The organism is Roseibium sp. MB-4 (assembly GCF_053005265.1).
Window position 1 is genome coordinate 827,949 of sequence record NZ_JBRKQB010000002.1, and the last position, 12,957, is coordinate 840,905.

At 54.4% G+C, this 12,957-nt stretch carries 9 protein-coding genes; 2 read left to right on the forward strand and 7 right to left on the reverse strand.

What is annotated here, in order from left to right; all coding sequences use genetic code 11:
- The first annotated feature begins 137 nt into the window (after nucleotides 1-137).
- Together ACVDG4_RS15020 and dld are read left to right on the forward strand one after the other, a co-directional pair.
- Nucleotides 138-1,295, forward strand: a complete 1,158-nt coding sequence (locus ACVDG4_RS15020) for an alpha-hydroxy acid oxidase (protein ID WP_447235667.1) — start codon at nucleotides 138-140, stop codon at nucleotides 1,293-1,295.
- Nucleotides 1,296-1,337: 42 nt separating this feature from the next.
- The gene (gene dld, locus ACVDG4_RS15025) at nucleotides 1,338-3,044 is read left to right on the forward strand and encodes a D-lactate dehydrogenase (RefSeq protein WP_447235668.1); all 1,707 of its coding nucleotides are present in this window, start codon (nucleotides 1,338-1,340) and stop codon (nucleotides 3,042-3,044) included.
- Between the two features lie 147 nt (nucleotides 3,045-3,191).
- On the opposite strand, the gene ACVDG4_RS15030 is transcribed toward dld, so the two are convergent.
- The 7 genes from ACVDG4_RS15030 to ACVDG4_RS15060 all read right to left on the reverse strand — a co-directional run bounded on the left by ACVDG4_RS15030 (nucleotide 3,192) and on the right by ACVDG4_RS15060 (nucleotide 12,867).
- On the reverse strand, nucleotides 3,192-7,313 hold the full coding sequence (locus tag ACVDG4_RS15030; protein WP_447235669.1) for an autotransporter outer membrane beta-barrel domain-containing protein: 4,122 nt from the start codon (nucleotides 7,311-7,313) through the stop codon (nucleotides 3,192-3,194).
- 445 nt (nucleotides 7,314-7,758) lie between these two features.
- On the reverse strand, nucleotides 7,759-8,064 hold the full coding sequence (locus tag ACVDG4_RS15035; RefSeq protein ID WP_447235670.1) for a (2Fe-2S)-binding protein: 306 nt from the start codon (nucleotides 8,062-8,064) through the stop codon (nucleotides 7,759-7,761).
- Between the two features lie 310 nt (nucleotides 8,065-8,374).
- The gene (locus ACVDG4_RS15040; protein WP_447235671.1) at nucleotides 8,375-8,845 is read right to left on the reverse strand and encodes a hypothetical protein; all 471 of its coding nucleotides are present in this window, start codon (nucleotides 8,843-8,845) and stop codon (nucleotides 8,375-8,377) included.
- A gap of 4 nt (nucleotides 8,846-8,849) precedes the next feature.
- Nucleotides 8,850-10,088, reverse strand: coding sequence for an agmatinase family protein (locus tag ACVDG4_RS15045; RefSeq protein WP_447235672.1), 1,239 nt, complete (start codon nucleotides 10,086-10,088; stop codon nucleotides 8,850-8,852).
- 8 nt (nucleotides 10,089-10,096) lie between these two features.
- A complete protein-coding gene (locus tag ACVDG4_RS15050) occupies nucleotides 10,097-10,918 on the reverse strand; it encodes an ABC transporter ATP-binding protein (protein WP_447235673.1) in 822 nt (273 codons plus the stop codon).
- Complete coding sequence (locus ACVDG4_RS15055) at nucleotides 10,915-11,736, reverse strand: ABC transporter permease (RefSeq protein ID WP_447235674.1); 822 nt, start codon at nucleotides 11,734-11,736, stop codon at nucleotides 10,915-10,917. The genes ACVDG4_RS15050 and ACVDG4_RS15055 overlap by 4 nt, the downstream gene beginning before the upstream one ends.
- A gap of 72 nt (nucleotides 11,737-11,808) precedes the next feature.
- Nucleotides 11,809-12,867, reverse strand: coding sequence for a putative urea ABC transporter substrate-binding protein (locus ACVDG4_RS15060; RefSeq protein WP_409693744.1), 1,059 nt, complete (start codon nucleotides 12,865-12,867; stop codon nucleotides 11,809-11,811).
- Nucleotides 12,868-12,957: the final 90 nt, after the last annotated feature.

The following is a 12,957-nucleotide window of genomic DNA, read 5'->3' on the forward strand; positions in this document are numbered from 1 at the left end:
AACCATCATCACGAACAACCCCATAACCACCACAACTCGACTTCTAGGTAAAAGGTCGCCTTGAATGCACGCATTCAAATTGGTAAGAAAATTATACCAATAATGAATTACCGATTTCGGACATAGGGAGTTCCGGTGTGAGACTGAATGATTGCCATAATTTTCAAGACTTCCGGAAACTCGCAAAGAAGCGCCTCCCCGGACCGATTTTCAACTACATCGATGGTGCTGCCGACGATGAGGTGACCTACCGGCGGAACACAGAGGCCTATGAATCCTGTGATCTGGTGCCGAACGTGCTCGCAGGTGTTGAGAATGTCGACATGAGTGTCGAGGTTATGGGACAAAAACTCGATATGCCGATTTACTGCGCGCCAACGGCGCTGCAGCGGTTGTTCCACCACGACGGTGAGCGGGCCGTTGCTCGTGCAGCAACAAAATACGGCACAATGTTTGGTGTATCATCACTGGCGACCGTGACGGTTGAGGAAATTGCCCAAATCGCCAACACACCAAAGATGTTCCAGTTCTATTTCCATAAAGATCGCGGATTGAATGATGCGCTTTTGGAAAGAGCGCGCGAAGCAAACTTCGAAGTCATGGCCCTCACGGTCGATACCATCACCGGCGGCAACCGCGAACGCGACCTCAGAACCGGCTTCACCTCACCTCCAAAACTCACACTCGGCTCGCTGATGAGCTTTGCCATGCATCCCATGTGGGCCTGGAACTTCTACACGAAGCCCAAGTTCGACATGCCTCACTTGTCTGGGTACGTGAGCGAAGGAACGAACGTTGCCGTTTCGGTCGGCAATTACTTCTCGACCATGCTGGACCAGTCGATGAACTGGAAGGATGCGGAAGAGCTGTGTGCAAAGTGGAACGGGCAGTTCGCCCTTAAAGGCATCATGAGCGTTGAGGATGCCAAACGTGCCGTTGATATTGGCTGTACAGGGATCATGGTTTCCAACCATGGCGGCCGGCAACTGGACGGTTCCCGCAGTCCCTTTGATCAATTGGCCGAGATCGTTGATGCGGTTGGCGACAAGATCGATGTGATTTGCGAAGGCGGCATTCAGCGGGGCACACACGTTCTCAAAGCCCTCTCGGTTGGTGCCAAGGCTTGTTCTGGCGGAAGGCTCTATCTTTACGCCCTCGCGGCAGCTGGGCAGCCAGGCGTTGAACGCGCACTTGGAAACCTGCGCACTGAGATCGAACGGGACATGAAGCTCATGGGTATCACAAGCCTGGACCAGCTGAGCCGGGAAAACCTTCGGTTTCGCGAAACAGCTTGATAAGATGATTACCCGGACCGGACCTGAATTCAGGAGACGATAATGCAGGCGAGTGAAACTGCTGGAAACAGCGAGCAGCTTGTTGCCAAACTTAAAGCTATTGTCGGCAACCGGCATGTGATCACAAACCCGCGGTCGATGGAGCGCTTCTGCAAAGGCTTCCGGTCCGGCGAAGGTACCGCCCTTGCAGTGGTCCAGCCCGGCACACTCATCGAACAGTGGCATGTTTTGAAGGCCTGTGTTGAAGCCGACAAGATCGTCATCATGCAAGCAGCCAATACCGGATTGACCGAGGGGTCGACCCCTAAGGGAGAATATGACCGCGAAGCCGTTGTGCTGAGCACCAAGCGCATGGACAAGATACAGCTTATCGACGGGGGTAAGCAGATCGTTAGCTTCCCCGGCGCGACTTTGTTCTCCTTGGAAAAGCTGATGGCTCCCCTTGACCGGGAACCGCATTCGGTCATCGGCTCGTCCTGCATCGGGGCGTCAATTATTGGCGGTGTGTGCAACAATTCGGGCGGATCTCTGGTCGAACGCGGTCCTTCATATACGGAATTGGCCCTGTTTGCTCAAATCCGTGAGGACGGGACTCTGGAACTCGTCAATCACCTTGGTATTTCACTTGGTGACGATCCGGAAACAATCCTCAGCCGTCTCGAGGCCGGCGACTACTCGGATAAAGATATCGAGGACACAAACCTCAAAGCATCGGATACCGAATATCACAGCCGGGTTCGCGAAATCGATAGCCCAAGCCCGGCTCGATTCAACGCAGACAAAAGACGGCTCCACGAGGCATCAGGTTGCGCAGGCAAGCTCGCAGTTTTTGCAGCCCGGCTGGATACCTATCCAAAGCCCAACGCAGAAGCCGTTTTCTATATCGGAACCAACGACACACAGGTTCTGACTAGACTGCGCCGACATATCTTGGCGGAATTTGAAAATCTGCCCGTGTCAGGCGAGTACATGCACTCGGAGATCTACGACATCTCCAAAAATTACGGCAAAGATACCCTGGTCCTGATCGACAAGTTGGGCACGGACCGCTTGCCGGGCATTTTCGCCATGAAGGGTTGGGTTGACGCACGATTGTCGAAAATCCCGCTGCTCCCCTCAAATTTGACTGATCGCTTCATGCAGGTCGTGACCAAACTCTGGCCGAATGTTCTACCCGATCGCATGGAAAGATTTCGAAACGACTACGAGCACCATCTCATCCTAAAAATGCGAGATGGTGGCGTTGCAGAGGCAGAGGCGTTTCTGGAAAACTTCTTTCAGAAAGAAGAAGGCAGCTACTTCTCCTGCACCCCTCGAGAGGGCAAAATTGCCGGCTTGCACAGGTTTGCCGCAGCCGGCGCTGCCGTTCGCTATCAGGCGGTTCACTCCAACCAAGTTGAGGACATACTAGCGCTCGATATCGCCTTACGCCGCGATGATCGAGACTGGTTTGAACAATTGCCCAAGGACATCGAAGACGGCCTGGTACACAAACTCTATTATGGCCATTTCTTCTGCCATGTCCTCCACCAGGATTACATCGTCAAGAAGGGCCACGACCCTAAAGCGCTGAAAGAAAAGATGCTGAAAATCCTCGATCAGCGCGGAGCAGAATATCCGGCAGAGCACAACGTCGGGCATCTTTACAAGGCCAAGCCGGACTTGGCTGATCACTACATGCGTTGCGATCCGACGAACACGCTCAATCCGGGCATTGGAAAGATGTCGCGGCGCAAGTGCTACCACTAAAAACTGGGACGCTAGATAATTTTCCAGTGCTCCGACGCAGCCCGCACAAGCGCAGCTGTTACTGGCTTTTCAATCATTTAAAACCGGCGCATTAGCATCAGTATCTTATGCAAATTGGCAATAAACCGCGAACCCGTTGCCCATAAGTCAAACCAGCTCGCTAGCACTGAAATCCGCTGCAGTGGGAGCCGTAATGCCTTGTGGGAGGCCGATTAGCAGGAAATGCTCCAGCGCATTGGTGCCGCTATCAAACCCTTGCTCGGTCCGGTACGCGGCAGTGTCAAAATGGATCGACGCAGCTCTGCCTTCCTGATCGCCGTGATTAAGGAAATGCTGATAAGCGCTGACGAACACACCGTTGACAATCGCTTGAGCAACATCGGTGTTTTGCGCCAAATAATACTCAGCATCAAAAAGCGGATTGACGGACCGGTTCTCGGAAGAACCGAACAACTCGTAATGCTCTGAAGCCGAGGAAAAAATACCGGCAGCGACCGCGGCAGCGACATCCGCATTGTCCGCGAGATAAAACTCAGCATCGAACAGAAGGTCCGCGGCACGGGCCTCAGAATTGCCATGCAATGCATAGTGTTGCGCACCACTTGAGAACGCGCCAGCTGCAACAGCTGCTGCAACATCCGCATGGCTGCTCAAGTAAGCCGCCTCGTTAAATCCGTAGGTTCCGGTTACCGTTGAACTGTCAGGATTGATGACCAGAACCCGGTCCTGACCGGTTCCGTTAGCACCGGTGAATACAACCAATTCAACCGCGACCAGCGTGTCTGTGCCATCCCCATCCGTAACAGTGACCCCGCTTCGGGTGCCTGACAGTTCAACGTCATCCTTCGTGCGGTCATAGACAACCGTGTCTAATTTGTTGCCGCCATTCAGCGCGTAGTTGTCGGAGCTGCCAAGAAGCACATCATCATTGCCGCTGCCGGCGACCAAATCGTTTCCAGTCGCGCTCCGGCCTGTGTCAAACGCGATGACAAGATCTGCATAATCCGCGTCAGCCCCGCCTGTTCCAGAGCCGTTTTCAAGACCGAACGTGTTCTCTCCCAAGATCCGTATCTGACCTGCACCATCTAAGGTGCTTTCACCGATGAAATACGGCGACCCATCGCCGGCAAAGAAGATCGGCGCATAGAATCCTGTTGCACCCGATACAGTCCAGGCCGCCGTCGCAGCCGAGCCTGAATAGAGATATTCAAAACCGCCATCCACAAGGTCTTTGGCTTTGGCCCCCAATGTCCGGACTTCGGCCAGCGTTTTTCCGTCAATCTTCAAGCTGCCGTCGGTTCCAACATCGACGCGTACAAAACCGAACTTATGTTGCGAAGTGCTGGTTCCCGACGCGGTGATATCATGGAGTGTGCCCTGTTCCAGATATACCAGCGGAATATCGGTTTGCCGCTGAGCGTCGGCGAGGATCGCTGCTTCATCTAGGGTGTTTTGGACTGTCGCACTGAGCGTGACATCACCGAAGGTAATGTCATATCCGCCACCGCCGGCGGCCTGGAACGCAGCTGTCACGGTGGTGTCGACCGTGTCTTGACCGGTCAGTTGGGCGAAGCGGATCTCCTGCCCCATCTCCAGATAAACAGATTGCTGGGCTGCAGCCGCTCCCGATTGCCCGGCACCCAGAACACCCCGGATGGCCTCCGCTAGGGTGACATCTCCACCTGTTGAACCATCACGGCCGACATAATTGCCAGATGCATCCACCACATATAGCAGAACGGCCGAGCCGGACGCTGGACCTTGCGCTCCAAGGGTAAACTCAACCCAATTGCCGGCGGATTGGCTGTCAGGATTTGACACGGTCTCAAAGGTCAAGCCGGCATTGGTCGATGACTGCACGAGAGACAACTCATCCAGAGCAACCGTGACTGTGAGTTCCTTCGACGTCCGGCCAATCTGGCTGCCGACTTGATTGTCCGTGTTGAAGTATTCGGTCATCAGCACCGTGTAGATGCCGTTGCCGAGCGCCTTGCCAGTATCTGTGCTCCAACGGCCGTCGATATCTGCAGTGGCGAGGACCGGTGCGAGGTCTGGACTGCCGGTCTGCTTAAAGGTGATTTGCGCCAGGTTTTGCGCGCTGATCTTGTTGGTGTAATTCTTCAACCACTCATTTGTTCCAGACGAGGCATTCGGGTTCTCCCCGGTCCAGCCAAACACCAAGCTTGCCTGGTTGGTTGTCACAGCATTCGTATCGACACTGGTTTGCCCAGCGATTGCCTCGAAACCACTTTCGCCCAAGACACCGGCAACTACCGCGGTCGGCTCAGCCAGCTGTGAAAGATGGGTTTGATTAGAGTTCCAGGTAAACAGGGAAGGGTGCAACGTCGTGCTGCCGCTATAAAGGAAGTCCAAAGCAAAATTGACGATCGTGTCCGCTGTTGACGTTTCCGGTGAAACCATGACCAGGCCATCAGCTGCGACGCTGCCACTTTGTCCGGAGACTGCAGGATTCAGAAACAGGCTGTCCTGTGTCTCTGCATAGACATTGACTGTCTTTGCAGTATCTCCCGACCCGATAACCATCTGATACCAAACCGTCCCATTTTCAGCGATGGGCATGTTGGAGATGACCATGGCCCCATCAGTCTGTGCCGGACCGGATTGAGCCTCCCATGCTCCCGTTGTGGTGTTTTCTGTAATCGTCCAATTCTGCCAGAGCGTTTCGTTGGCGCCTGGTTGAAACTCAATCGTGCGGAACGTCGGAATACCGTCCTCATTGCCAACAAACACTTTTAGGGCAACAGGGGTATCATCCTTCAAGATTATGTTCTGATTGAAAAAATTAAGACTTATGTTTGCGCCTTTTAGGTTGCTCAAATCAGCAGGCGAATAGGATGTGTCATCGAACTGGTCACGAAACAGATCGCTGTGTCCGGGCGGGGCGATGTAATTGTAGATAACAGGCTGGGTGTACCCGGACGGCGTCTCACTATCATCGTAAATGGTCAGATCAATCGTCTGGACGTTGGCGCCATCGAAATACACCGGAATGAGAGGCCCGCCTTCCGCATAGGCGCTCATCAGATTGTCAGAGTAACCGGATCCGTATGAATTCGACTGGAAGAAAAAGAGTTCTGCGTACGGATCCTGAAAGACCGCAGCATCACCGGAAAGGTTTTTGCCGAAGGCGTACGTCGGATCCCAGTTCCAGTTCTTGTTCAGATCAATGCTGTCGGTGACATTGGAATTGAGCGATTTGCCAGATGTACCGTAGTAGCCAGCGGTAAACCCCGTCAGAAACTCTGTAAGAACTTCACCCCATTGATTGTTGGCCCCGGTGTTCATCTCCGCGCTAGAGGCGCCTTGGATCGTGTAGGGCGTTGCATCGTCGCGGTTCGAATAGATTTCCACATCGCCGAGGGTCGAATAGATGCTGTTGGCAAGTTGCTCAGCAGTGATCTTTATTGAGCCCTTAATATGACTTTCAGCGACAGGATTGAGCCAGAACGCGTTATCTGTTGCAGACCACTCCAGCTCGTATCCGAAAAAGCCGCCATTGTGATAAATCCCATTGGCATCGGCAGCTCCATTGAAAAACCCCGACAGCATAATGCCTGTGTCTTTTTTCAAGCTGTCGACATAAGCAGTCCAGTCGGATTGGGAAAAGACATCCGGGATCTGGTTTTGCTCGGCCAAAGCAACCGCTTCGGCAGGGGAAATCGCGGCACGATAGGTCCCGGCCAGCGGCCCGGTTGTGAATTTTTCAACAGCATTTGCGTGGATATCCGAAACTGACGTGAACATCGTCTCGCCGTCTACATCGTACCCTCTGCTCTGCGTGATCAGTGCCCCGGAACTGTCCTGTCCATATGGGATGTAGAGCTCCATCGGCAGCCCGAAGCCCTGCACAGAGGTGAGGTTTCCAGCATCCCCTGTCTGATTAAGCAGGGACACTTCAAAACTGTCGACGCGGTACTGGTTGGTTTGCGCATTCTCCCAGTTTATGTCGCTTTCTTTGGTGATGATATTTGTGAGATCGGTCTGCGTTGCGGTAGGTGATTGGCTTTGAACAAGAACGTAGACTTTGCCCCCATTATAAGGCTCTGGAAGATCCAGTGTTGCAGAGTATCCTGACTGCCCTTCGACAGAGCTCACTCCATTGACAACCCCATTGTTGATGAGTGTTGTCCAGAAGGGTTGGATTGTCCCATCTGTTCCTGGTGCGAAGTAAACGGCATACGCATAAGCGCCGGGATTGGTGAGCTTGGTTGTAAGTGTCTCTGTCAGACTGATATTGAGGGCAGTCATAATAAGCTCCAATTCTTCCCGGCGTTGGTATCTAAGGTTTTTAAAAAATCGCTTTAAATCCCTATCTGGCGCTCAGTCATAAGCGTCATCCAATGCTCTTCCCTACTTGAGGTGCCTTTTCGGAAACTGACGTCCTTGCGCTCGAACTGCACACGGAACATCACTTGCCGACAGTGTACCATCCGCATCCAAATCACTGTTTGCTAGTAAAGGAGTATCGGGGACCGACGTATCAGGAAGGTAAACACCGAGTTGCGTATATTATCGTGAAACCCATACTCGGCTCGGGCGATCATCGTCTGCAATCCAGCGGCAGCAAGAATTTAGAAAAAACGAGGTCCCAAAGCCACTGCCATTGTGTCAAGCAACCGAACGACGAGGATTGGCGGCGCCTAGAACGGGCAGCTCAACCGTCCTTATGGGTCTCGGAAACTGTTAAGAATTATCAAGCGCTGCGCACATCTGAGAGTTGGTTCCGAACCGCTTGGGTACGATCGTATTCAGACCGGATCTTGGCAATAAACGGGATAATTTCCGCTTCAGGTGTCTCGGCCTGACGATGATACTTTTCAGTCTCGGCGACAATAATATTTATGATGTTTGGAAAACAACTGCAGCATTGGCCGCGCTTCTTCATGGCGTGATACACCCGGCCCGGCGTGATCAACTGCCACTGATCCTCATCAAGCAAGCTCTGGATGACACTTTCAACGGCCGACTTTGAGATAACATTGCAACTGCAAACAAGCATGTCTGAGGACTCTATAATCTGAGTTTTGCCTTCAGGTTATAGGACCACATTATTATCCGGAGCCTGCGAGTCAAGTTTTCTGAAATCAAAGATGAAAGCCCGGCATTAACAGTGGGGAACAAATGGTTCAGAGTGATTGGCAGACTACTTGGACATCAGATGCTGGCGTCATTTGACTGGAGGGCAAACAAGACCAGCACTCCAGAACGGGCTTCACCCAAGTGATTGCAGAATTGCTTTTCAATATCATGCAATCACCTGAGTTCTGAAGAACACATGACCGGCCTCAATTCAGATCTTGCACCGAGGCCTACTCGCCAGCTCCGGCTTCCAGACGATGGGACAACAACGTTAGCAGATCGATGTCCGCCCGTTCGGTCAGCGAGACATACGTGAATGTCATGGTTTCACGCTGCTCGACCATGGCACCGGGAAACGGCATGTAGACCAGTTCGCGCGACGCGAAGGCAGGGGAGGCAGTGCCGATCTGCCAATTGCTGACGATCTGCGCATCGACAAGATGCTGTACTAAGCCGTCAGCACCTTCCTTTTGAAACGAGATACCGGCAATCCTGAGATAACTGGTCTTGTCCTCGGCTTGACGGAACCCGTCGATGAAACTCGCTGACAGCGTTTGCAATTCCTCAGCGCGTTCAGACGCAGACGTCCCGTGGACATGGGAGTGCAGATGATCCGGGCCCCCATGATTATGATCGTGCGGATGGGTATGATCGTGATCATGGTGGTGGTGATGGCCGTGGTGTGAATGGCTGTGCCCCATGTCGTTACTCCACGTCCGGTCCGGCCGGGATCGAAACCGGCTTGTCGATAATGGACTTGTGCGACCCCATCTTGCCGTGAGAGACGAGTGTGCCCAGCACATCCACGATCACGCGCGTTGCCAGAAGAGCTGTGATGTCGGAGCAATCGTAAGGCGGCGAGACCTCAACGACCTCAAGCCCGCAAATGCCTTCCTTGGCAACGAGGGAAACCAATTCCAGTGCCTCCCGCGGCAGGAAACCGCCCGGCTCCGGCCAGCCGGTTCCGGGAACAAATCCGCAGTCGACACTGTCGATATCAAAGGAAATGTAGACGGCGTCCGCATCTTTCCAGGCGAGCTCCAAAGCCCTTGCTGCGGTTTCCGCCAAACCAAGTTCCTCAACATCGCGCATCGTGAAGATGTTGGTGTTGCGGTCGCGGGCAACTTCGACACCTTCGCGCGGGACTTGCCAGCCGCCGATGCCGATCTGGACCAGATTGACCGCCGGAACATTGACGAGATCGGTGGCATGGAACCAGGGGGTGGTGTGCATCCGCTCATCCAGATCCTTTTCCTGAATATCGATATGCCGGTCGAAATGGACAATGCCGATGCGCTTGGAGGTGCATTGGGCAATGCCCCGGACACACGGGAACCCGATGGAATGGTCTCCGCCGATCATGATCGGCAAGGCGCCGGAGGAGGCGACATGCGACACGGCCCGCGTGATCTGATCGAAGGTCTTTTCGATGTTGGCCGGGATCGTGAAGATATCACCGACATCACACAGGGTCATTTGCTCGCGGAGGTCGACGCCCATTTCGTAGTTGTAAGGCGTATAGAGCGCAGAGATTTTACGGACGCCTTGCGGGCCAAAACGGGTGCCCGGCCGGTAGGTGGTCCCGCCATCAAACGGTATTCCGATGACCGCGGCATCATATGCGCCAACCTGTGTTACGTCTTCGATATACGGTGCCTTCAAAAAGGTATTGATGCCTGCATAGTGAGGCAACTCGCCGCGCGCAAACGTCGGGATGGACTTGTCCGTCAGGCTGTCCGAGCCGGTCAATCCCATGCGCAGTGCCCACGCTTTTTCCTTTTCCCAGGCAGCCGAGGGTAGCATTCCCTCTTTTTCCGCCGCCTTCCAGCCGCGCAGCTGGAGCTTGTCGAAATCAGGATGGTGGTGGCGTACGGTCTTGGCGCGCTCCAATACTCCGGCTGCGCGCTGCCGGGTAGACGGACCGTCTGGACGAAAGATGCTCATGGCGTTCCTCAATGCGTCTTTTGTGAAATCTGAATGTCGGGTTTCGGGGCCGATCGGATGGTGCTCGCGATATCAGCCGGTGCGTTTTTCTCGCCGCCGGATTGGTCGGAGAGTGGAAGGTCGTAGGTGATGGTTGCCCCGTAGGCCTCTGGCGCTTGCGGGTCGTGCCGGATTTTGTCGAAAACGAGCAGCCGTGTGCCGAGCTTAAAGGCTTCATGGATGTCGTGGGTCACCATGAAGATCGTCATGCCTGTCTCTTTCCAAAGACCAATCAGAAGTTCGTGCATGTCGAGGCGGATGCCGGGATCGAGCGCGCCGAACGGCTCATCCAACAGCAAAATCGAAGGCTTCTTGATCAAGGCCTGCGCAATGGCGAGGCGCTGCTGCATCCCCCCGGACAGCTGCGCTGGGTATTTATCTCTCGCTGCGGCCAGACCGATCCGCTCAAGGACATCTTCAATCTCCTCAATGGCAACCTTCCGGCGCGCACCAAACAGTTTGCCCAGGCGCGGTGCTTGTTCGAACTCCTGGGCCAGGATCAGGTTTTCAACGACGGTCAGGTGGGTAAAGACCGAGTATTTTTGGAAAACGATGCCGCGATCCGGTGTCGGCTCCTTGGGCAGCAGCGTCCCGTCAAGCAGGATTTCTCCATGGGTCGGATGCTCCTGGGAAAGCAACATTCTCAAGAACGTGGATTTGCCGCAACCGGACGCGCCCACGATCGTGCAAAACGATCCGGCATCCACCTCAAGCGCGATCCGCTCCAGGACGGGGTTTCCGTCATAGTATTTCGACAACCCTTGAACGGAGAGTTTTGCAGGGGCGGTCATAGCGCGGCACCTCCCATGTGGTTCCAGCGGAAGGCCCGCTTGGACAGAAGGAGCAGCAGCCGGTCCAGTATGAATGCCAGCAGCGTGATCCAGACGACATATGGAAGGATGACGTCCATCGCGAGATAGCGCCGGACCAGGAAAATGCGGTAGCCAAGGCCCGTGGTGGACGCGATCGCCTCTGCAGAAATGAGGAAGATCCAGGCCGGCACGAGCCCAAGGCGCAAGGCGGTAATCAGTTTTGGAAGAACTTGCGGCAACACTAGCCGGGTAATCATCTGCCAGACGGAGGCGCCAAGGGTTTCGGCCTTGATGATCATTTCGCGGGGGATATCCAGCACAGCTTGCGCAGTCGCACGGATCATCACCGGCGCAGTCCCGATCACGATCAGAGCAATCTTTGACACCTCTCCAAGTCCAAACGTGATGAAAAGGATCGGCAGTATCGTAATCGGCGGAATGAGTGAAAACGTTGCGAGGTAAGGGGCAAGGGCACTTCGTATGTGCGGAATGAATCCGATCCCTATCCCGAAGAGGATTGCCATTAGCGTGGAGACCGCCATTCCGGTTCCAAGGCGCATCAGACTGTCGAAGGTGTCGATCCACAACAACAGATCGCCGGAGCGCCGATCCGGAACAGCAGCCATCCGCCAGAACGCCTGCCCCATGCTTTCAAGAGAGGGCAAAAGCTTATCGGCTGGATTGTCGAGCCGCCTGTAGTGACTGGCAATCGCGTAAGTCACAATCGTTGCCACAAAGGGAAGAAGTCCCAAGGCAACAGCGGTAAACCGCGACGGAGTTCGGTTTATGAGGCGCATGAAGGGTCTCGGAGCCGGACGAAGGAATTTGAGAACCTGTCCCAGCAAAAACCGGGACAGGTTTAGACGGCCTTAGAGCGAGCCGCTTGCAGCCATTTCCATGAAGCTCGGATCGAAGCGGAGTTTCACGTTGTTGCTGTCGCCATAAACCGAACCGTCGGCAAAGGAGACACCGACAAACTCCGGGCTTGGAGCCCCCTCGCCAAGGATGCCCTTGTCAAACAGGAATTCGGCGACGAATTTCATTGTCTTTGGCAACTCAGCTGACTTCGAGAACTCCACAGCTTCGGCTGGCGTGTAGAACATCTTCGTTGTGGCGAGTTGCGCCTTGTAGCCCGCAAGGTCGGTCCCGGAAGCTTCAGCCATCGCAGTCAAGGCTGCTTCATCGCCCTCTGCCATGAGATCCATCACTTCGTACCAGGCACCGGTGAGTGCTTTGCCAAAGGCGGGATTGTCGGCCAATGTTTCCGTGTTGACCATCATGATGTCGATGATTTCGCCCGGGATCCCGGCACTGTCGAACACCTTGGTTGCGTTGGGCTGCGCTTCGATCTCAGACAAAAGCGGGTTCCAGGTGACAACAGACGTCACATCCGGCGTTGCATAAGCTGCGATCATGTCAGCGTCGGAGGTGTTAACGACGGTCAGATCCCGCTCGGTTAGCCCCACGGTGTCAAGAGCCCGCGCGAGCAGGTAATGGGAAACTGAAAGCTCGACCAGGTTGACCGTTTGCCCCTTGATCTCGGCAAGCTCAGTCTTGTCTTTCAGAATGATGCCATCATTGCCGTTGGAGTAGTCACCGACAATCAGCGCCGTTGTGTCAACGCCACCGCCTGCCGGGATAGAGAGCGCGTCCATGTTCGTCATGGAGCAGCCATCATATTCACCCGCCGTATATTGGTTGATGGATTCCACATAGTCGTTGATCTGCACGATCTCGACATCAATTCCATATTTATCGGCCCACTTCTTCATGATGCCGCTGTCCTGCAGATAGCCCCAGGGCATCCAGCCAACATAGATCGACCAACAGACTTTGAAGTCAGTCTTGACTTCCGCTTGCGCGGAAAATGAAAGGGGCATTGAAAGCGCTGCAGCGAGCAGGGAAGCCTTGGCGATTGATTTCAGCATCTGTGCGCGTCTCCTGTCTTGGGCCCTTGGAGATCCCGAGGGCTTCCGTCATGAGGCTTTTTGCGCACGTCCGGGAGGAAGGTTCGCGCG

Coding starts and splice junctions, on each gene's coding strand:
- ACVDG4_RS15040 (WP_447235671.1), bottom strand. CDS start 8,845: ATGGGGCACAGCCATTCACACCACGGCCATCACCACCACCATGATCAC.
- ACVDG4_RS15050 (WP_447235673.1), bottom strand. CDS start 10,918: ATGACCGCCCCTGCAAAACTCTCCGTTCAAGGGTTGTCGAAATACTAT.
- dld (WP_447235668.1), top strand. CDS start 1,338: ATGCAGGCGAGTGAAACTGCTGGAAACAGCGAGCAGCTTGTTGCCAAA.
- ACVDG4_RS15055 (WP_447235674.1), bottom strand. CDS start 11,736: ATGCGCCTCATAAACCGAACTCCGTCGCGGTTTACCGCTGTTGCCTTG.
- ACVDG4_RS15030 (WP_447235669.1), bottom strand. CDS start 7,313: ATGACTGCCCTCAATATCAGTCTGACAGAGACACTTACAACCAAGCTC.
- ACVDG4_RS15035 (WP_447235670.1), bottom strand. CDS start 8,064: ATGCTTGTTTGCAGTTGCAATGTTATCTCAAAGTCGGCCGTTGAAAGT.
- ACVDG4_RS15060 (WP_409693744.1), bottom strand. CDS start 12,867: ATGCTGAAATCAATCGCCAAGGCTTCCCTGCTCGCTGCAGCGCTTTCA.
- ACVDG4_RS15045 (WP_447235672.1), bottom strand. CDS start 10,088: ATGAGCATCTTTCGTCCAGACGGTCCGTCTACCCGGCAGCGCGCAGCC.